Raw genomic sequence first — 20,543 nt, 5'->3', positions numbered from 1 at the left:
ATTATTTATGACTATAAATACCTATTTAGAAAAGTTATTAAAATACAAAAGGAGCTCTGTTATGAGCTCCTTTTATTGCTATTAAGAATTCTTAATTAAAAGCTTTCGTGTAAGTGATGGTGTTCATCAATTAGTGGTCCACCTTCAATAATTTGCTCTGAAGCTTGTGCTGAGAATTTTTCAAAATTCAAGTGGAATGAGTGAGCTAATTGAATTGCTTTCCCTACATAATCACCTTTTTTCAACCAAGTATTCATTGGGTCTAAAATTTCTGTTGGTACACCTGGACAGTATTTAGGCATGTGTAATCCGAAAATAAAGTTTTGATCGTAATCAACACCTTCTAACTCTCCGTTTAGAATGGCTGTAATCATTGCTCTTGTATATTTTAATTTTATACGAGATCCTACACCGTAAGGTCCTGCACTCCATCCTGTGTTTATTAACCAAACGTTTACACCAGCTTCAGTCATTTTTTTACTTAACATTTCACCGTAAACTGTTGGGTGTAATGGCATAAATGGTTCTCCAAAACAAGCAGAGAAAGATGGTACTGGTTCTGTAATTCCAGCTTCTGTTCCTGCAACTTTAGCAGTATAACCAGAGATAAAGTGGTAAGCAGCTTGGCCAGGAGTTAATTTAGATACTGGAGGTAATACACCAAAAGCATCACAAGTTAAAAAGAAAATGTTTTTTGGGTTGTTTGCGTAAAGTGTTTCTTGGATATTATCGATATGATAAATAGGGTAACTTACACGTGTGTTTTGAGTAATACTACTATCTAAATAATCTGGTTGTCCGTCTTCTTTAATTAAAATGTTTTCAAGTAAAGCACCTGGTTTAACAGCTCTAAAGATGTCTGGTTCTTTTTCTTCAGATAAATCGATAACTTTTGCGTAACATCCACCTTCAAAGTTAAAAATAGTGTTATCTGCAGTCCAACCGTGTTCATCATCACCAATTAATTTTCTTTCTGGATCTGCTGAAAGTGTTGTTTTTCCTGTTCCTGATAATCCGAAGAAAATAGCAGTATCACCTTTTTTACCTACGTTAGCAGAGCAGTGCATTGGTAATACATTTTTTTCTACTGGTAAAACCATGTTTAAAGCAGAGAAGATACCTTTTTTAATTTCTCCTGTATAAGCAGATCCACCAATTAAAGCTATTTTTTTAGTAAAGTTTATAATTGAGAAGTTCCCTTGACGGATACCGTATGCTTTTGGATCTGGACATTCATAACCAGGAGCACAAAGTACTAACCAATCTTCGCTAAAGTTTTCTAATTCGCTAGGACTAGGACGTAAAAACATATTGAAAACAAACATGCTTGACCAAGAATATTCAGTTATTGTTCTAATATTTGTTCTATATTCTGGTTCTGCACATACATAACCATCTCTTGCGTATATTTCTTTTCCAGAAAGGTATTTTGTAACCTCTTTTTCTAATTTATCAAAATTCTCTGGAGATACAGCTTTATTTGTTTTTCCCCACCAAACTCTTTCAGCAGTATAGTCATCTTTTACAATAAAACGATCTTGAGGAGAACGTCCTGTAAATTTACCTGTATTAACTACTAAAGTTCCGTTTGCAGTTTCTTTACCTTGACCAGCATCAACTGTTATTTTTTGAAGTACTTCTGGAGATAAATTCCAGTTTACTTTTGCATTTTCAATACCGTACTGTTTTAAATCAGGATTTGTTTTCATGTCTTCTGTTGTTTTTAATTTACTTAATTTAAAATTTTTAATAATATTTATTATTTTATTATGGCCATGTTATTGGCACTCGTATTTATGTTGTTAAATCCACTTAGAGTTAATGTTGCTAAAATGAAAAAGATTAAGTGAATCATAATTTATAATTGTTTGTTAGTTTAGCACTTTAAATGTTGTGTTTTTATTATATGGTAAAATTACAGTAGAACTAGAAAAGTAATTATGACGAAAGTCATACTTTCGATTTACAAGCTATTTTTTCATTATTATTATATTTGCACCTTATTAAGTGTAAAAAATATTTACGAATACGTTTGCGTTATTAAGAGTATTGCGATATTTAAGATTTTTCGTAAGGTATTATGATTATGCATGTTGAAAAGTTATTTAAAAATTAAAAAGAAGTAGAAATGAAATTAGATATTCTAGCCATTGGAGCACATCCAGATGATGTGGAGTTAGGTTGTGGTGGTACTATTGCAAAAGAAATTGAAAACGGTAAGAAGGTTGGTATTGTAGATTTAACGCAAGGAGAATTAGGAACACGAGGTACTGCAGAGACGAGGTTTGAAGAAGCAAGTGAGGCAGCAAAAATACTTGGTATTGCAGTTCGTGAGAATTTAGGCTTTGCCGATGGTTTCTTTATTAATAATAAGGAACATCAATTAGAGGTTATAAAAATGATACGTAAGTATCAACCAGAAATTATACTCTGTAATGCAATTGATGATCGACATATTGATCATGGAAAAGGGAGTAAATTAGTAAGTGATGCTTGCTTTTTAAGCGGACTTATTAAAATAGAAACAGTAGATGATAAAGGAGAGCTTCAGGCGCCATGGAGACCAAAGCAAGTATATCATTATATACAATGGAAAAACCTTGAGCCCGACTTTGTAGTAGACATCTCTACTGTAATCGATAAAAAAATGGAATCGGTGTTAGCATATAAAACACAGTTTTACGATCCAGACAGCAAAGCACCTGTAACACCAATATCTAGTAAAAACTTCACGGATAGCGTAGTTTATCGTGCACAAGACTTAGGGCGATTGGTAGGTGTAAGATATGCCGAAGGTTTTAATGTGGAACGTTTGCCTGTGGTTGGTAGTTTGTTCGATTTAAAGTAGTTACAACAGTGGAATAAAATATTTTTAAATTTTTGAATAAAATGTTTAAAAAGTCTTTGTAGATAACGTTGAAATATTCTACATTTGCACACGCATTACAAAATGCAAGTTACATGGTGGTTGTAGCTCAGTTGGTTAGAGCATTGGTTTGTGGTACCAAGGGTCGCCGGTTCGAATCCGGTCTTCCACCCAAAAAGTAAAAGCCTTTCAAGAAATTGAAAGGCTTTTTTTGTGGATGTAAGTTAAGATTAGTCTATCTATTGTTTATTTCTCATTTAATTGAAACGCAACATGTTTTTCAGTTTCCGTTTGCTTAAAGCTAAACCACGGCGCTCTAAACTCAGAAGTTTCAACTAAATACTTGAAATTTTGAAAAGGTTTGCTGTTGCGCAACGCACGCTCTAGCTCTTGTTTTAATGTGTTCTCAGGGAGTTGTTGTGTAAATAATTCCATTATTTTGAAAGATTCAGAACTCTCTAGAGGTCTAATTTCTGTAAAATCTTCTTCTGTAGGCGCTTTAAATTCGTCATCATCAAAATCATCAAAACCATCCAGAAAATTTGGAATTGCTATTACTTCTTTAGTTTTAAAGTTATAATAGCAGGTACAGCCGCAGTTTAAGTCTTCTGCTATTTCTTTAATTATGGATTTATCTATGGTAGCCAATTTTCAATTTTTTTTTATCAGGTTCTTATTAATCAAGTTTTAAACGTTCTTCGCGATTGGCAATTTCCCAAGCGGTATAAAATATAAGTCTAGCACGAGTCTCTAATAAATCATATCTAATTTTATCTGGCGTATCGCTAGGTTTATGGTAATCGGCATGCGTACCGTTAAAATAAAATATTACAGGAATATTGTTTTTAGCAAAGTTGTAATGATCCGATCTGTAATAGAAGCGGTTCGGGTCGTTTTCGTCATTATAAGTATAATCGAAATCTAATTTTGTATATTCTTTATTTACAGCTTCAGAGATATCGTGCAATTCTTTACTCAATTTGTCTGCTCCAATTAAATAGAGGTAGTTCTCGTTGTTTTCATGCTTTGGATCTACACGACCAATCATATCAATATTTAAATCAGCTACAGTGTTCGCTAATGGGAAAACAGGATCTTCGTCGGCATAATAACGAGAGCCGTAAAGTCCAATTTCTTCACCAGTAACGTGTAAAAATAAAATAGAACGTTTTGGTCCAAAACCTTTATCGGCAGCTTGCTTAAATGCTTCAGCAATTTCCATGACAGCAACAGTTCCAGAACCATCATCATCGGCACCATTGTTAATCTCACCACTTCCAGAAATACCAATGTGATCTAGATGCGCTGAAATAATAACAATTTCATCTGGCTTTTCAGAACCTTTAATGTAGGCTAAAACGTTTTCCGAAGCTTTAATACCATCTTTAAAGAAGGAAGCCGGGATTTCTTGAAAGTAATCACCATCTGCAATTGGCGAAGGAATACCATTAGCAATGTAACCTTGCTTAATAAACTCAATTGCTTTTTTTTGCCCAGGTTCGCCAGTTTTTCTACCTTCAAACTCATCCGAGGCATAAGTATAAAGCATCTCTTTTAATTCGTCAGCAGTTATTGTTTTTGCAAAAGTTTCAGCATTAACAGCTGTTTTAGATTTGTTTTGAGAGCTACTACAAGCTATTAGTGAGAATGCCACTAAACATAGCGGAAGTAATTTTTTCATAAAAAAGAGGTTTTAACCGCTAAGATATTACAAAATTAAAAATCCACATAGTTCATGCTAAATAATTTAGCATAAAGCCGTTAATATAGTTTTGTTTAAAATAAGGTAGAATATTCCCGTTCTATAAGGAGAAATACTTTTTAAAATTCGATATCTTCTAAGTCAGACTCGTCTATTTCAATATCTTCTTCAAGAATCTCTAAGTCTGGTTCGCTAATTTCTAGTTGCTCTGTTTTAATGTCTAATTGAGAATCTTCAATTTCTAATGCATCAATTCCCAATTCCGACTCATCGAATTCCAATTCAGCATCATCAAATTCTAAATCCTCAATTTCTAGGTCTTCCAAATCGTCCATGGCCTCTTCTTCAGATTCAATTTCTTTAGCATCTATAACTTCTGTACTTGCTACTTCCGTGGCTGTAAAAACAGATTTATAGGTTACAATAGCCAAAGCAGCAATAGTTAATAAAAACGAAAACTGAATAATTTTTTTAACTTCGCCCGATTTTTTAGATAAGTAAAAAGCAATTAATCCAAAAATAAGTGCTGCTACAGCGGGAATAATAGCTAAGTTAGAAATAGGTAATACCGAAAAAATGATAGCAAAAACCGACGCTATTATGGCAAGTATGGTGAAAATTTTTTTCATGAGTCTGTAATTTTAATGTTTCTAGTAATCAAAAAAGCAAGCTATTAAAAAATAGGTTTAGTTTCTTAAACCCGAAGCCGATTTTATTTTTAGCTCTCCATTTCCAACAGGAATTTTAAATTTACCATAAACCGGAATTTTGTTTTCGTCTGCAGTTAACCATAAAAAGTTACTCGATCCTTGTAAACCACTAGCGCTACCCGCACCAATAGATAATTTATAACATTCTTTACTACCAATAGCAGTCGAGATTGTTTCTTTACCCATATAAGTAATCTTACCGTTAAATTCTTTTCTATCAAAAACAATATTTAAGCTTTTGCTGCTACCTTTACTCATGCTAGCATAATCAAACAACCTGATGTAGTATAAAGCCGAAACAATATCTTTAGTCCCTTTACTAATCGAAACCGTTTTGTTTTCTACGTAATTATTTTTCTTTGTTTGTACCGTTTTAACCGTACTTGTCTTGTGGCTAAACGTATATTTCATGGCTTTATAATAACCGCCTTCGTTAATATCACGTTTATATAAATAAGGTGTTAACGTTTTTGGGCTCACATAGCTCTCGTATAAATCTCTGATTTTAAAAAAGTTATCCCATTTGCTGTAGGTTAAAGCAGTAATTTTTAAGCGCATTAATGTCGCTTTAGATGTGTTTACTTTAGAGGTTTGCATGGTAACCTGAGCAATATCGTTTAAAATGCCCGACATGTTGTAAGATGCCGTATAAACTAATTTTTCATCAGTAGAAATCGCATTATTCTGTGCCTGTAAAGCAACCGAAAAAAATAAAGCTATAAGTAAGGTAAAACGCATCATATGTGTTTTTGTTTTTATGTTATAACGTCGCATAAATCATTTATTGTGCCAAAAATACAACAAGCAAAATATTATTGGGCATTTAATTTATAAATAATTAAGCACTATGTCTGTAACAAATTAAACACTTAAGCGTCATATAAGTACATCAATCAAAACACACAAAACCATGAGAAAAGATAATCAATTATTAGTCATCACCCATTTAAGTCAATTAATATGTTTAGTAACAGGCTTTGGTAGCTTATTACTCCCATTAATACTATGGCTCACAAACAAAGAGAAAGTAGAGCAAATGGATACCCAGGGAAAAAACATAATCAACTTTCAGCTCAGTCTAATCATCTGGTGCATAATATGTGTACCCTTTATATTGTTGTTTGGATTAGGCTTATTAGGCTTCGTTGCATTAGGAGTTATTTCAATCATTTTACCCATTGTAAACGCTATAAAAGCAAGCCGTGGAGAAAACCCAACATACCCATTAACATTTAATATTATCTCTTAATTTTATTGGTTAATATAATTCGAGATAGTCAAAACGTTCACTTTTTAGTGGGCGTTTTTTTTGTTTTGGGCGTTACCCTATCGGGTCAGGCTTTACGTTACAAGTCCTCGCGCCCTGATTTCATCAGGGGCGCTGTGGGCTTTTCTCTGCAATCCTTAACGCGGGCGTGTGATTAAGGTGTTTTATTTAAATAAATGGATAGGTTTAAAATTTCAGGTTCGTTGTTTTCTTTTTAATACAATTTCAAATTATCACAAATCTATTTGGATCATCAATAAAAGCAAGAGGTGTTAAAGTTTTATAATCTATTATTCTTCATTTAAAATATGTTGTAAATTTCAACCAAAATTCAATTTCGAAAGGAATAGTATAACCTAAACATAAAATTTTAACATAATTTTAATAAGGGGATTTGCTTATTTTTTGGTCTATATAGAATGAAAGTCATTTAGTAAAGCTCTCACGATAGATCTAAAAAGCATACGTCTTAAGCTAAATTTTGTTTAAATATAATTAAGAGTTACACTACAGTTAATTAGCAAAAGGCACTGGTTTTATAAGGGGTTGTGTAGCATAATTCTTTTTTATTTTATAATTAAAAGCGTTTTTTTGCAGTTTAAAACACGAGCGTAGCAAACCGAAATAAATGTTTAATATTGGGGCTTTTTTGAAAGAAATATAAAAACTAGAGACTATTAGATAATTAATAATAAATTTGAGGAATGAAGAAAGTAATTTTATTTTTAGCACTAATATCCGTTTTGGTTGGGCAAGCACAGGTTCTAGACCCGGTGAAATGGACAACTTCTGTTAAAAAATTATCGGATACCGAATATCAATTAATTTCCAAAGCAACAATAGACTCTGGATGGCATTTATATTCTCAAGACGTACCTCAAGATGGTCCAATTCCAACAACGTTTACTTATGATGATGGTGAAGGTCAATTCAAAATTGTTGGAAACACATCAGAAGAAGAAGGACACACCATTGACGATCCTGTTTTTGAAATGGAAATTAAATTCTTTGAAAAATCGGCCACTTTCAAGCAAAAAGTAACCGTTACAGAAGGTGTTTCAACAATAAATGCTTTTGTCGAGTTTATGGTTTGCGACGATTCGCGTTGTTTACCACCAACCGAAGTAGATTTAACTTTTAAAATATCAGAAGATAACGCAGCAGCAATAACAGCAGAAAAAGTCCAGGATAATGCTATAAAATCTACCGAGTCAAGTTCTAAAAAAGGACTTTGGGGTATCTTTTTTATCGCTTTTTTATCTGGTTTTGCAGCTTTATTAACGCCATGTGTTTTCCCAATGATCCCGATGACGGTGAGTTTCTTTACCAAACAAAGTAAAAACAAAGCGGTTGGTATTAAAAACGCTATTATTTATGGTATTTGTATTATCGTAATTTATGTTTTATTAGGAACGGCAGTAACCGGAATATTTGGTGCTGATGCTTTAAATGCACTAGCAACCAACGTATGGTTCAATATTATATTTTTCATATTATTAGTTGTATTTGCAACTTCGTTTTTAGGAGCTTTCGAAATTATGTTACCAAATTCTTGGGCTAATAAAGTAGATTCTCAAGCCGATCGTGGTGGATTAATCGGTATCTTTTTTATGGCACTAGCTTTGGCTATAGTATCTTTTTCTTGTACTGGTCCAATTGTAGGGACATTGTTAGTAGAATCCGCATCTAAAGGAGGTTTAGCACCAATAGTAGGTATGTTTGGTTTTTCATTAGCGATTGCTTTACCTTTTGCTTTATTTGCAGCATTTCCGGGTTGGTTAAATTCTTTACCAAAATCGGGAGGATGGTTAAATACGGTAAAAGTAGTTCTAGGCTTTTTAGAATTAGCTTTAGCTTTTAAATTTTTATCGCAAGCCGATTTAGTTTTACAAGGTCATTTGCTAGAACGAGAGGTCTTTATCGCGATTTGGATTGCTATTTTTGGAACATTAGCCTTATATCTTTTCGGGAAAATTCAATTACCTCACGATTCGCCATTACCTCATATTTCGGTAGGTAGATTAAGTTTAGGTTTAGTAGTTTTAACATTCACTATTTATATGATTCCTGGACTTTGGGGTGCACCATTAAATTTAATAAGTGCTTTCCCGCCACCACAAGATTATAGCGAGTCGCCTTATGGTGTTGGATTCACAAAACTAGGAGAAGGCTCAGGTTCTTTAGATGCTCATGCCGATATACCAGATGGAGCTCATTTATTAGCACCACATGATATTTTAGCTTTTAATGATTACGATAAAGGTTTGGCTTACGCTAAAAAAGTAGGAAAGCCAGTTATGGTCGATTTTACAGGTTGGGCTTGTGTGAACTGTCGAAAAATGGAACAAAATGTTTGGCCAAAACCAGAGGTTTTAAGAATTTTAAAAAATGATGTGGTTTTAATATCCTTGTATGTGGATGATAAACGCCCACTTGAGGCTGGAGAGGTTGTAGATTCAAAATTAAAGCCAGGTAAAAAATTAAAATATATTGGTCAGAAATGGAGTGAACTTCAAACTATAAAATACAAAGCCAATACGCAACCATTTTATGTGCTAATGGATCATAACGAAGAGAATTTATTAGATCCAGTAAGTTATACACCAGATGTAGAAGAGTATCACAATTGGTTAGAAACAGGAATTTCAAAATTTAAAAAATAACAGATGAAGCATTTTATTTATTTATTATTGGTAGGATTAGTATTTACAGCGTGTAAAGAAGAAGCACCAAAAGATTATGTTACGTTTTCGGGAACGATTACAAATCAGAATTCCGATTCTCTATTTGTAAGAAGCAGGACAGTTTCAAAAGTAATAAAGGTTAAACCTGATGGAACATTTTCGGATACTTTAAAAGTAGAACCAGGTGTTTTTCTAATGTATGATGGTGCAGAGCAAGCTCGTCTATATTTAAAAAACGGATACGATTTAAAGATGAAGCTAGATACTAAATCTTTCGATGAAACAATAGCTTTTGAAGGTACAGGAGCCGAGGCTAGTAATTATTTAGCAAAAAAGGCTTTGTTAATGGAAGAGGTTTTCGATATAGAAACACTATTTGAATTAGATCAAGCTGCTTTTAATGAAGAAGTGAAAAAGAGTAATAAAACATTTAAAGATTTACTTGATAATGCTGGCGATTTAGATTCTCTATTTATTGTAAGCGAAGAAAAAGAAGCGGTTGGGTTACAAAATCAGCTCCAGGAAATGTACGCACAAAAACAGCAATCCTCTGCTCTTAACGGAACGGAATCTCCTAAATTTGTGGATTACGAAAATTATAATGGTGGAAATACATCTTTAGACGATTTAAAAGGAAAGTATGTTTATATTGATGTTTGGGCTACTTGGTGCGGACCATGTTTGGCAGAAATACCATCTCTAAAAGCTGTTGAAAAAGAATATCACGGTAAAAATATTCAGTTTGTAAGTATTTCGGTAGACGATCAGAACGCGCATGCTAAATGGCGCACTATGATTGAAGAAAAAGAATTAGGAGGCGTACAATTGTTTGCTAAAGAAGATCGCTCTTTTGTTACAGCTTATAATGTAACTGGTATTCCAAGATTTATTCTAATCGATCCAGAAGGTAATATTGTAAAAGCAGATGCGCCAAGACCATCTAGCCCACAATTAAAGACCTTACTAGAATCTTTGGCTATATAAACTTTTGAAGTTTAAAAAAAAAATCAATGTAAATCATTTTTAAATTCTCAATAATGGATGTCTTAAAAAGTATTTTTAAATCTAAGGATGAAAGTAATAACTTAGAACATTATTTTGAGCAGTTTAGAAATAATGTTGTAGGTGTCGATCTTTATTTTGAGTCGCCATATGGTAAGAAAAAGATAATTTATGCCGATTGGACAGCAAGCGGACGTTTATATCGCCCAATTGAAGACAAACTTTTAAACGATATAGGTCCTTATGTGGCTAATACACATACAGAAACTTCCATAACTGGTAGTGTGATGACGCATGCGTATCACAAGGCTAGAGCAATTATAAAGGAGCATGTTAATGCCTCTAAAGATGATGTTTTAATCACGGTTGGTACGGGGATGACAGGTGCTATCAATAAGTTTCAGCGTATTTTGGGTATCAAATTGAATGAAAATTTAAAAGATAGCACAAAGGTTCCAGATGAAAAACGACCAATAATTTTTGTGTCGCACATGGAGCATCATTCCAATCAAACATCATGGTTAGAAACTATTGCATGCGTAAAAGTGATTCCATCTAATGCCAATGGATTACCCTGTTTGGAGGGGTTAAAGAAATTATTGGTGGAGTACAATCATGTTCCCGTAAAAATTGCCGCTATTACTGGTTGTTCTAACGTAACAGGAATCCGAACACCATATTATGATGTTGCTAAAATCATGCACCAAAATAATGGTTTATGTTTTGTTGATTTTGCATGTTCGGCACCTTATGTGCATATTGATATGCACCCCGAAGATGAAGAACAATATCTTGATGCTATTACCTTTTCTCCTCATAAATTTTTAGGAGGCCCAGGAACTTCGGGCGTGTTAGTTTTTAATAAAAAATTATATAAAAATTTAGTGCCAGATAATCCTGGTGGAGGTACAGTGAGTTATACTAATCCATGGGGCGATCACGATTATATAGATGATATTGAAACTCGTGAAGACGGCGGAACGCCCGGTTTTTTGCAAACTATAAAAATTGCTTTTTCTATTCAGTTGAAAGAAAAAATGGGTATTCAGAATCTTTTAGATAGGGAGCATGAACTTAACTCTATAATTTTCGATAAACTTCGAGCCATTGAAAATCTTAAAATTTTAGCACCAGAGCATACAGATAGGTTAGGAGTGTTTTCATTTTATATTGAAAAAGCACATTATAATTTAATTGTAAAACTTTTAAACGATCGTTTTGGTGTGCAAACTAGAGGTGGTTGTTCTTGCGCTGGTACTTATGGACATTATTTATTAAATGTTGATGAGAATACTTCTAAATCGATTGAAGTAAAGATACTTGAAGGTTGTTTAATGGAGCGTCCGGGGTGGATTAGAATGTCTATTCATCCAACTTTTACAAATGCTGAGGTTGAGTTTATTTGCGAGGCTATAAGTCAAGTTGCCAAAAATCACGAGGCTTGGGGAAAAGAGTACGAGTATAACGCCATTAAAAATGAATTTATACATAACGAAAAACCAAATACTGAAAAGAATATTATGAAAAATTGGTTTTAGATAATCAGTAAATATTCAGAATTATATAAAAAGCACCGTTAATTTAGATATTAACGGTGCTTTTTTATCTAAATCTAGATTTACCCTTAAAAATCTGTTCGAAAAGGATAAGCAGGTAATTCAGCATTATTCACTAAATTAACATCTGGTTTTCCTGCGAAAGCGTAACGAATGTATAGAGGTTTTTTTATTGATTTATTTTGAAGGACTACTGTTTCTTCAATAATTTCAGCTTCGGCCATTTGCCAGTTTAAAGATTTATCGGCAATCCAAAACCCTGAAGGTGCTTTTCTGTTATTCGTTTTTAAGCCTATATTATTTTTAAAATGAACAATTAAAGTATTGTTTTCGATGTCTACTTTATCAAAAATAGGGCCTTCGGCAACTACATTTTGGTTTAGTGTGTATTTAGCAGCTAAAAGAGCCAAACGTTGTCCTACGGGGAATTTATCAGTTGGGTGAATATTAGTTTCACTACCTAAATCTATAGTGTTTGCAACACTGGTGTTTGGTAATTCTAAAGCTTTTAATTGCGATTCGCGCATCCATGCCCAAGATTCCTCAGTTGGATTTTTAGAATCGATATTTGGGGTGGCATGAGTGCCTTTTCCGTAGCCAGGAAGCATAACGATAGAGAAGTACATGTTTTTATTTTGCCATTCTTGGCGGTAACGTTCAATCCATAATTTTAAAACGTCTCCATATTCTTTTATTCCAACCACTCTATGGAACCAGTTGGCTTCGGTAACTTCAGGAACACCCGTAAGATAACGGGCGTTGCGCTCTCCTTGATACCATACAAGTCCACGGCAGGCGTAAGGTGCAAGTGGTTTCATCATGGCATTATATACTACATTTGGTTGACGTCTCATAAAAATATCTTCTTTATTATTCCAACCGTTGGGTGTATTTATAGCTTTTTCAAGTCGGTTACGAGTTGCCGTATCTTTATCAAAATCGTCCATTATGCTTTTAAAATAAGGTAAGTCGTTTTCCATATCTCGTGGCATCCAAGCTTCGATTGAAGAACTTCCCCAAGATGATAAAATAATTCCGACAGGGACATCTCCAATATTTTCTAAGAAGAATGCAAAATCAAAAGCTACAGCGCTGCTCGGGTTGGTCTCTGTCCAAGTTCCTGATGCTTGTTCTGCTTCTTTTAAGGAAACTTGTCTTTTTACTTCAAAAGTTCTAATGTTTTTAGCAAAAGGAATAAGTGATTTAATTTCAGGAACATTATTTACGGAGAATTGCATGTTAGATTGTCCAGAGCAAATCCAAACTTCACCAACTAATACATTAGAAATTTTAATTTTACTACTTCCCGAAATTATCATGTCTCGACCAATTTTAGAAGCTTTTAATGGTGCTAGTTTTATAGACCATTTCCCGTTTCTATTTGTAGTAGTAGATACTTTTTGTTTACCAAATACTACCTTTATTTTTTGATTTGGTTTTGCTGTTCCCCAAACAGGAACCGGCATGTTTTGTTGTAAAACCATACCGTTGCAGAATAAATTATTTGGTTTTAATTCTTGAGCAAACCCAAAAGTTGAAATAAATATTAAAAGGATTAGGGAAGGGATTAAGAGACTTTTTTTCATTTTAGTGTTAAGAATTTTTCTGTTATGTGTGTTCCAATTCTATTTCGGATTATAATAAGTGTTTTTGTATATTGAATCTATTCAATTAGAGAAAATGTAATGAACGAGATAAGAAATCCAATCTTTTTTTAGTAGGCTTGAATTATAATCTCTTTTCTGTTAAATAAAACAAATTAGAAGTTTAGTTTAATTATTATTGATTTTAGTTAATTCTCTATAAGAACGAAGTTTTCCTTTTTTACTATAGTTTTCGCTTTTTACTATTCCAATTCCTTTTACATACCATTCTATTCCAGATCCTCTAAATTTTAATAGGCCTAAATCGAATACATAATCAAAAGAGATTTTATATCCATCAAAAGTTCCTGCTTTAATGGTAAGCGACTTGTTTTCTAAAACAGTTCTGTTGAGAACTTTCATATTAGCCATTGGTGCAAAAGAAGCTCCGCTTCCAACTTCTAAAGCAATGTTGCCATCTTCTAAAACAGTTCCGACTTTCATGCCTTCAGGGAATTCTATAAAATCCCCAGTAGCTTTTACTTTGAAAGTGTCTTTCTGGTCTTCATTTTGAAGTGATGTATAGTTAGACATGTCAACATAAAAATCTCCATTAACACATTTCAAAATATATTCTCTTTCGTTTTTAGCTTTTTTGCCTTCAGATGATTTAATTTTAATGTTTAGACTCCCTTCTTCATTTGTAACAGATTCGATAAAATGGTTCTCAACCGATTGTATTTTACCTTTCTTATTATAATTAGTGTATTCCATAGACATGCCTTTTTTATAAGGCGAAATGTTTTCACAAGTTTGCGAATATGTCAGTTGAAATATTAGTAGGAATATTGAGATACTAAAAACTTTTTTCATAATTATTATGTTTATAACGTTATGTATTCAAGGTCTAGACTTAAAATAAGACTATAATTTCTTAAATCAAAAGTATAAATTTTTTTAATATTCATCTTTATATATATTCAAGAATAGATTCCGTATTGATTTAATATTATAGACATAATTTCTTTAAATAGTTTCAACTATTTAGTGGTCAATTCTAATAACATGCTCACCACTTTTAAGATTTAAATAACTATCATAATTTTTAACCTTCTTATTATTTAAAAATACTTTTTTCACATTTTTAGGAAGTATAAATTCAGCAGACATATTATTCGGAATTGTAATATAATAAACATCTGTTTTATCATTTTTCTTTTTAAATTCAGCTAAAATAAAACCGTTTTTAGTAGGTGCTTTAATTGACGAAAAAGACAAATCACCTAATTGAGGTTCAATTTGTGCTACTTTAAAACCAGCTGTTTTGGGCTTAATTCCCCACATGTATCTAGTAATAACGTTTAGAGGAGCCGTTCCCCAAGCATGGTTCCAATCGGAATTTGGTTTATATTTTAAATCCCAAGCTTCCATAGCCATTGTGGAACCAACATTCATCATGTTCCACCAATTTCGGTCGCCCGTAGTACTAGTTATTAAATCTGCGGCATATTGAGCTTCTCCATTCTTGTAAAGACCTTCTAGTAAATATTGCGAACCATAAACACTACAAGCCATACCTCTAGATTTCACGAATTCTGTAACCGAAGCAATATGTTCTTCGGGAACCAAATCGAAAGCTAAGGGTAACATATTTGCATGTAAAGCAGAGTGCGTAGAACCTTCGCCATCTATATAATAGCCTTTTTGGGTATCTAATAGTTTGGTATTAATGGTTTCTTTTACTTTTTCTGCTTTCTGCTTAAAGAAAGCAACGTCTTCTTTTTTATCTAGAAAACCAGCAATCTCGGTCATTAATTTTAAATTGTAATAGTAAAAAGAGTTAATAGCGGTATTTACAGGAACAATTTCATAGCCATCACGTTCTCCTTCTGCCGTTGCTAATTTCCAACCTGTGTCTTTTTGTGCAGGAGGCCAATCTATAATGTCTTGGATTTTTTTACTTCCTTTTTTAAACCCAAGTTTTAAAGCTAATGCTTCCGTGAATTTTGGCGATTTAGAACTAATCAAGCCGTCGGCACGTTCTAAGTCCATTAAGGTTTTTAGTTTTAAATTATCATAATATTTTTGTAATGGCGCTATATCAGCCGTGTACATATAATCTGTATAAAACATTAAAACGGTATGTAGTAACCATTCGGTTGGCCAAGTTGGATTATCAATAAAATATTCATTGGTACGTTTTGCCATTTCGTAGTTATTATCTACGCTGTAATGACTTAATTGATTGATGTATGCATCAGCCTCGTAAGGAATACGTTCGCGATCGCCATCCACATAATAACCTGTAAAACTTGTCGCTTTTATAGTGTGTTTACAAAAGTCCCAAATGGAATCCATCATTTTATTTGAAGACGAAAAAGTGGCTGCATCATCATTAAATTTATAATGAAGGGCTTTTTGTTTTATTTGAAGATCTTCAATCGGAATTTTTAAATTTTCAATTTCGCAATAACGAAAGGGGATAATAGTCCCAACACTATCTGGTAATAAAATAGCAGCGCCTGTTGTATTTCGTTTATAAGGTGCTAATTCTGGTAATGTGGTTTGATTTGCTATTAACCCACTCATCTTTGATTTTCTATAGCGAATAGTGGCTCCGGGGTTTCTATCAATGTGAAATTCTGAATCTAACTTTTCACCTAAATGAAATACTAAAGAATCCTTTTGGCCGGCCTTTGGTGTGATTTCAACATTACCGAAAAAAGCTTTTCCGAAGTCTATAAAATAATGACCATCACTAATTTTTATTATGTTTTTTGGTTGAATTAAAGAGCTCTCTAAATCAATTTTGTCTGTTGAGTTTTGAGCGCCTAAATTTAAATATGCTACTACTAGGATAATTAGAAGAGAAATGTGTTTATTCATAAAATTTAAAGCCTTTAAAAGAATCTTGTTTAATAATACTGTTTGTATACATGGCATCTAAGCCCATTTGAACGCAAATTGCCGTATTTGCTCCTGTTTTAATATCTGAAATTGGTTTGCTATTGTTTGTTACGCTGTTTTTAAAATCTATTAAAGCTTGTAGGCTAGCCTCTTTATGTTCTATTTCAATAGGGATTCCTAAATCCTTTTCCCATTTGGAAGTCGCTCCAGATACACCATCTACAATGCCTAATTCTTTTTTCTTGTCTCCTTCGGGGAAAAACCACGCTTTGCTGTAACCTAAAACTATGGTGCCTTTATCTCCCATAACTTTTATTTGGTATCCATCTTTTGCATTACTGGTTAAACACGTAAATTTTGCTTTTACACCACTTGGGTAATTGTAAATTAAGTGAATATTATCGTAAGTTTCTCGTCCGTCTTTGTAATAATCTACTCCACCTGTTCCCATAACTTGATTAGGCGTTTCTCCTAAAACCCAATTAGCAAAATCTATTTGATGCGAGCAAAGTTCGGCAACCAAACCACCCGAATATTCGCGATACATACGCCAGTTAATTTGTCTTTCTAATTCTGGACTTGGTACGTCTCTTCTCCAGTTTCCGTGTCGGTTCCATTGGCATTCAAAGGCTGAAATTTCTCCTATTTTTCCTCCTTTAATTAAATCTACAACATGGGTGTAAAGTCTAGAACTGTGGTATTGATGCCCTGTTTGAAAAACATGATCGGATTGATCGACTTTATCTACTAAATTTTGGATACCTCCGAAACCTTTGGCCATTGTTTTTTCACAATATACATGTTTGCCAGCATCTAAAGCATCCATTGCAATTTGCGAGTGCGTGTTAAATGGTGTGGTAACTAAAATAGAATCAATATCTTTATTATCTAAAAGTCTACGATAATCGGTATAACCTTTAGCTTTTCCAAGAGCAGCTTTTAATCCGTTTTCTAATCTAAAAGGTAAGGTGTCGCAACAAGCAATAATATTGAAATTATTAATGGAATTTATATTAGCAGAAAGGCCAGTTCCTCGGTCTCCAGTTCCAATAATTCCAATGTTTAAAGCATCGTTTACGTGTTTAAAATCAAATACATTAGTCATGGCTGCAGCCGAAGTTGTAATGGCAGCGGAGGCCATAGCTCCTTTAATTATAAATTCTCTTCTTTTCATTTGGTTTTTTATAATAAGAATAGCAATAAATTCCTGTTTTAATAGGAATAGTAATTTAAACAGAAACCTCGAGGCATAAAGTCTCGAGGTTTCATTTTCTTTTATTAAACAGGTTTAATTTCCCAACCTGGTTCGTATGTTCTAGACCATAGTTTCATGGCTTCTCTATTAAAAATACGTCCGGTAGTTTCATCTACTTCAAACGAATCGTCTATTCTAGAGGCAATATTTGCATAATGGGTTAGCATTTGGCTAATAGCGCCTTGCTCTATTGGCGATGTTAATGGTGCTTTTCCTCTAATAGCATCAAAAAAGTTTACGGTATGTGCTTTAGAAAGTTGGCCGCCGCCTCCCAGTTTGTTACCATCTTCAATACCCGGAACTAGGTTTTCTTTTTGTTCTTTTCCTTTAATATCGTATAATTTATAACCATCACGAGTAATAAAAGCAGAACCGTTAGAACCATAGATTATAGTTCCACGACCAGCACCATATTTATCGTAACCATTTCTGCTACGTCCATCCCATTGAATAGAGCGGTTGTTCGCAAAACGGAATGTTGCTTCCATAGTGTCGTACATTTCCCAACCATCATCTTTATAATGGAATTTACCAGATTTAACATCTACATGTTCTGGGTATTTAACGTCTAAAGCCCAACGTGCAATATCTAATTCGTGTGTGGCATTGTTACCCATTTCAGCTGTACCATAATCCCAACCGTACCAGTGCCAGTTATAATTCCAAGTATCATCGGTATATTCTCTCCTTGGTGCTGGCCCTTGAAATAATTCCCAATCTAACCCTTCTGGTGGAGCTGTTTTTGTTTGGTGAGGCACAGGCCCACGTTTACTGGTGTAAAAAGCAATGGCATTATACACATCACCAATAACACCTTCGTGAATGGCTTTTATAATTTCTTGCGATTGTAATGAAGAACGTTGTTGATTCCCCATTTGTACAATTTTATTATATTTTTGCTGATAAGCAACAAGTAACTCACCCTCTTTTGGATTGTGGCTACAAGGCTTTTCTAAATACACGTCTTTACCCGCCTGCATAGCCATACAAGCACCAGGAGCGTGCCAATGATCTGGAGTTGCCATAAATATAGCATCGACATCTTTATCGTTTATTATTTTTCTAATGTCGTTTTCTAGTTTTGGTGTTTTACCTAGTTTTTTAGATACGGCAATAGCTGCTTTATCGCGTTGGCTTTTCATGACATCGCATAAATAGCTTAACTCAATATTATTGTTTTTATCTCCAATAGCGGACATGTATGCACCGTAACGACGACCCAAGCCTTGAATAGCTACGTTTATACGATCGTTAGCACCAATTATTTTAGAATAACTTTTTGCCGACATGGCATTTAAGCTGTTAGAAGCTAATGTAACTCCAACAGCACCTAAAGCTGTTTTTTTTAAAAAATCTCTTCTATTTGAACTCATAATATTTAAATCTTGGGTTTAGTTGGTTGGAATTTAGTTAATAGGACGAATTTTTACATTTTTAAAGGATACTAAATCGCCGTGATCCTGAAGTAGTATCTCTCCTTTATCTAATTCTCCAAAATTTGGCCATTTGGCATATTTACTTTCCGATACTAATTTTAAGTAATCATCACTTTTTCTTTCGTATTCTAAAACTTTTACATCGTTTAACCAATGTTCAACATGGTTGTTTTTAGAGATAATATGTGCTGTATTCCATGCTCCAATTGGATGTATAGGTTTGTTTACATCGGCTTGAATTAAATCGTATAAAGAACTTACGGTTCTACTACCATCATGGTTTCCTAATTTTGCGTCAGGATGTAAAGCATCGTCTAAAATTTGATATTCTAAACCAATAGAAGATCCTGCTCCTTTATTAATATTAGTATCTACATAATACTTAATACCACTATTTGCACCAGGTGTTAATTTGAAATCAACTTTTAATTCAAAATCACCAAATTGTTCTTTTGTAACAATATCACCACCGGCAGTAGACTCGGCACCACCAGAAGCTAGAACGCTAAGTACACCGTCTTCGATTTTCCATCCATTTTCAGGAAATTCTTCTAGTTTTGCACCACGCCATCCGTTGGTTGTTTTACCATCCCAAAGTAGTTGCCATCCGTTTTTCTTTTCATCTATAGTTAAATGGTTTTTTGTAATTATAGGTTCAAGTGGCGATTTTTTAGCATATTCACTAAGGTTGTCAGTTAATATTTTAATATTTTTCCAAATAATTTCTGTGCCTTCTTTTTTATCAGCATGAATACCATGTACTTGTAAGCAAATAAACCCACTTGCAGTTTTATCATCTATTAAATAAGATGCAGGAACATCGTTTATCCATGTTTTTAATGTATCACCAATAGCTTCAATACGGTAATGATTCCAATCGTTTTGTTTAAAAGCTTTTTGTGCTTCAGGGTTGTTTTCCATAGTGTTTAACCAACCGCGTCTAGACTCGTCGTAAATACCTGCGCTCCAGGCTCTTTTAGATGGATCGATTTCAACTTGATATCCGTGAACGCGTCCGTCTCTATAATTAGGAAAACTATTACTTCTAATTTGAATACCAGAATTCATTGTAGAATCTACTTTATAATCGAGTTCTAAAATAAAATCACCATACATTTTATCCGAAGTTAAAAATGAATTTGGTGTATTATGTACAGTTGTACCAATAATAGATTGGTCACGAACAGCATATGTCGCTTTTCCGCCTAATTGGTGCCAGCCGTTAAGGGTTTCTCCATCAAAAAGTGCTTGCCATGGCGTGTTGTCTTTCGGGGTTTCTTTACAGTTAAGGAATACAGTTGCTAAAACAATAAATAGGACTTTACTGTAAATAGTGGTTTTTTTCATTTTAAAATAGCTTAGTTATTATTCTACTAAGATACTTTTTTTTATCCATTTTTAAATGGACGTATTCTGCAAAGTGATGGATTAATTGGTCTAATTGTTTTGTGCTTAACATCTATGAATACTGGGTTTTTTGTAAGGATTAGATTTTTAGGAACTGACGATTGTATCCATAATTTGGAGCGAATTGTCCATTCTTTAACAAACTTTTAACTATACATTAGCGGTATA

At 33.5% G+C, this 20,543-nt stretch carries 16 protein-coding genes and 1 tRNA gene; 6 read left to right on the top strand and 11 right to left on the bottom strand.

Annotation, left to right across the window (positions count from 1 at the left end; translation table 11 throughout):
• Nucleotides 1–95: 95 nt before the first annotated feature.
• Nucleotides 96–1,709: a phosphoenolpyruvate carboxykinase (ATP) gene (gene pckA / locus M4I23_RS15600; RefSeq protein WP_158847939.1), complete on the bottom strand. Its 1,614-nt coding sequence runs from the start codon at nucleotides 1,707–1,709 to the stop codon at nucleotides 96–98.
• A 419-nt stretch (nucleotides 1,710–2,128) separates the two neighbouring features.
• On the opposite strand from pckA, the gene bshB1 reads away from it, so the two are divergent.
• Together bshB1 and M4I23_RS15590 are read left to right on the top strand one after the other, a co-directional pair.
• Nucleotides 2,129–2,848, top strand: a complete 720-nt coding sequence (gene bshB1, locus M4I23_RS15595) for a bacillithiol biosynthesis deacetylase BshB1 (RefSeq protein WP_158847941.1) — start codon at nucleotides 2,129–2,131, stop codon at nucleotides 2,846–2,848.
• Nucleotides 2,849–2,963: 115 nt separating this feature from the next.
• A tRNA-His gene (locus M4I23_RS15590) sits at nucleotides 2,964–3,039 on the top strand.
• A 73-nt stretch (nucleotides 3,040–3,112) separates the two neighbouring features.
• Here M4I23_RS15590 and M4I23_RS15585 read toward each other — a convergent pair.
• The 4 genes from M4I23_RS15585 to M4I23_RS15570 form a co-directional block, all read right to left on the bottom strand.
• Entirely contained in the window at nucleotides 3,113–3,514 is a 402-nt protein-coding gene (locus tag M4I23_RS15585; RefSeq protein ID WP_249755027.1) for a hypothetical protein, read from the bottom strand.
• A gap of 28 nt (nucleotides 3,515–3,542) precedes the next feature.
• Entirely contained in the window at nucleotides 3,543–4,547 is a 1,005-nt protein-coding gene (locus M4I23_RS15580; protein WP_249755026.1) for a M28 family metallopeptidase, read from the bottom strand.
• A 140-nt stretch (nucleotides 4,548–4,687) separates the two neighbouring features.
• Nucleotides 4,688–5,197: a hypothetical protein gene (locus M4I23_RS15575; RefSeq protein WP_199269929.1), complete on the bottom strand. Its 510-nt coding sequence runs from the start codon at nucleotides 5,195–5,197 to the stop codon at nucleotides 4,688–4,690.
• A 57-nt stretch (nucleotides 5,198–5,254) separates the two neighbouring features.
• Nucleotides 5,255–6,019, bottom strand: coding sequence for a DUF3108 domain-containing protein (locus M4I23_RS15570; protein ID WP_249755025.1), 765 nt, complete (start codon nucleotides 6,017–6,019; stop codon nucleotides 5,255–5,257).
• Between the two features lie 169 nt (nucleotides 6,020–6,188).
• On the opposite strand from M4I23_RS15570, the gene M4I23_RS15565 reads away from it, so the two are divergent.
• From M4I23_RS15565 to M4I23_RS15550, 4 genes are all read left to right on the top strand, one after another.
• On the top strand, nucleotides 6,189–6,527 hold the full coding sequence (locus M4I23_RS15565; protein WP_158847949.1) for a DUF4870 domain-containing protein: 339 nt from the start codon (nucleotides 6,189–6,191) through the stop codon (nucleotides 6,525–6,527).
• Nucleotides 6,528–7,249: 722 nt separating this feature from the next.
• Complete coding sequence (locus tag M4I23_RS15560) at nucleotides 7,250–9,208, top strand: cytochrome c biogenesis protein CcdA (protein WP_249755024.1); 1,959 nt, start codon at nucleotides 7,250–7,252, stop codon at nucleotides 9,206–9,208.
• 3 nt (nucleotides 9,209–9,211) lie between these two features.
• Entirely contained in the window at nucleotides 9,212–10,213 is a 1,002-nt protein-coding gene (locus M4I23_RS15555; protein WP_158847953.1) for a TlpA disulfide reductase family protein, read from the top strand.
• A 53-nt stretch (nucleotides 10,214–10,266) separates the two neighbouring features.
• A complete protein-coding gene (locus M4I23_RS15550) occupies nucleotides 10,267–11,769 on the top strand; it encodes an aminotransferase class V-fold PLP-dependent enzyme (RefSeq protein ID WP_249755023.1) in 1,503 nt (500 codons plus the stop codon).
• 86 nt (nucleotides 11,770–11,855) lie between these two features.
• Here the strand turns inward: M4I23_RS15550 and M4I23_RS15545 are convergent, their stop codons facing one another.
• The 6 genes from M4I23_RS15545 to M4I23_RS15520 form a co-directional block, all read right to left on the bottom strand.
• Nucleotides 11,856–13,373, bottom strand: a complete 1,518-nt coding sequence (locus M4I23_RS15545) for a sialate O-acetylesterase (protein WP_249755022.1) — start codon at nucleotides 13,371–13,373, stop codon at nucleotides 11,856–11,858.
• A gap of 186 nt (nucleotides 13,374–13,559) precedes the next feature.
• Nucleotides 13,560–14,243, bottom strand: coding sequence for a hypothetical protein (locus M4I23_RS15540; RefSeq protein WP_249755021.1), 684 nt, complete (start codon nucleotides 14,241–14,243; stop codon nucleotides 13,560–13,562).
• A gap of 171 nt (nucleotides 14,244–14,414) precedes the next feature.
• Nucleotides 14,415–16,256 carry an alpha-L-rhamnosidase C-terminal domain-containing protein gene (locus M4I23_RS15535; RefSeq protein ID WP_249755020.1) on the bottom strand — a complete coding sequence of 614 codons (1,842 nt, stop codon included), beginning with the start codon at nucleotides 16,254–16,256 and terminating at the stop codon, nucleotides 14,415–14,417.
• Entirely contained in the window at nucleotides 16,249–17,451 is a 1,203-nt protein-coding gene (locus tag M4I23_RS15530; protein WP_249755019.1) for a Gfo/Idh/MocA family protein, read from the bottom strand. Before M4I23_RS15530 ends, M4I23_RS15535 begins: the two co-directional genes overlap by 8 nt.
• Before the next feature lie 104 nt (nucleotides 17,452–17,555).
• Nucleotides 17,556–18,905, bottom strand: a complete 1,350-nt coding sequence (locus M4I23_RS15525) for a Gfo/Idh/MocA family protein (RefSeq protein WP_249755018.1) — start codon at nucleotides 18,903–18,905, stop codon at nucleotides 17,556–17,558.
• A 33-nt stretch (nucleotides 18,906–18,938) separates the two neighbouring features.
• On the bottom strand, nucleotides 18,939–20,315 hold the full coding sequence (locus M4I23_RS15520) for a DUF1080 domain-containing protein (protein ID WP_249755017.1): 1,377 nt from the start codon (nucleotides 20,313–20,315) through the stop codon (nucleotides 18,939–18,941).
• Between the last annotated feature and the right edge of the window lie 228 nt (nucleotides 20,316–20,543).

This window comes from Algibacter sp. L4_22 (assembly GCF_023473045.1).
Lineage (GTDB): Bacteria > Bacteroidota > Bacteroidia > Flavobacteriales > Flavobacteriaceae > Algibacter.
Note: the sequence above shows the minus strand (reverse complement) of the source record. Positions and strands in the feature narration are given on the sequence as shown.

Coding starts and splice junctions, on each gene's coding strand:
- pckA (WP_158847939.1), bottom strand. CDS start 1,709: ATGAAAACAAATCCTGATTTAAAACAGTACGGTATTGAAAATGCAAAA.
- bshB1 (WP_158847941.1), top strand. CDS start 2,129: ATGAAATTAGATATTCTAGCCATTGGAGCACATCCAGATGATGTGGAG.
- M4I23_RS15580 (WP_249755026.1), bottom strand. CDS start 4,547: ATGAAAAAATTACTTCCGCTATGTTTAGTGGCATTCTCACTAATAGCT.
- M4I23_RS15575 (WP_199269929.1), bottom strand. CDS start 5,197: ATGAAAAAAATTTTCACCATACTTGCCATAATAGCGTCGGTTTTTGCT.
- M4I23_RS15570 (WP_249755025.1), bottom strand. CDS start 6,019: ATGATGCGTTTTACCTTACTTATAGCTTTATTTTTTTCGGTTGCTTTA.
- M4I23_RS15565 (WP_158847949.1), top strand. CDS start 6,189: ATGAGAAAAGATAATCAATTATTAGTCATCACCCATTTAAGTCAATTA.
- M4I23_RS15560 (WP_249755024.1), top strand. CDS start 7,250: ATGAAGAAAGTAATTTTATTTTTAGCACTAATATCCGTTTTGGTTGGG.
- M4I23_RS15555 (WP_158847953.1), top strand. CDS start 9,212: ATGAAGCATTTTATTTATTTATTATTGGTAGGATTAGTATTTACAGCG.
- M4I23_RS15550 (WP_249755023.1), top strand. CDS start 10,267: ATGGATGTCTTAAAAAGTATTTTTAAATCTAAGGATGAAAGTAATAAC.
- M4I23_RS15545 (WP_249755022.1), bottom strand. CDS start 13,373: ATGAAAAAAAGTCTCTTAATCCCTTCCCTAATCCTTTTAATATTTATT.
- M4I23_RS15540 (WP_249755021.1), bottom strand. CDS start 14,243: ATGAAAAAAGTTTTTAGTATCTCAATATTCCTACTAATATTTCAACTG.
- M4I23_RS15535 (WP_249755020.1), bottom strand. CDS start 16,256: ATGAATAAACACATTTCTCTTCTAATTATCCTAGTAGTAGCATATTTA.
- M4I23_RS15530 (WP_249755019.1), bottom strand. CDS start 17,451: ATGAAAAGAAGAGAATTTATAATTAAAGGAGCTATGGCCTCCGCTGCC.
- M4I23_RS15525 (WP_249755018.1), bottom strand. CDS start 18,905: ATGAGTTCAAATAGAAGAGATTTTTTAAAAAAAACAGCTTTAGGTGCT.
- M4I23_RS15520 (WP_249755017.1), bottom strand. CDS start 20,315: ATGAAAAAAACCACTATTTACAGTAAAGTCCTATTTATTGTTTTAGCA.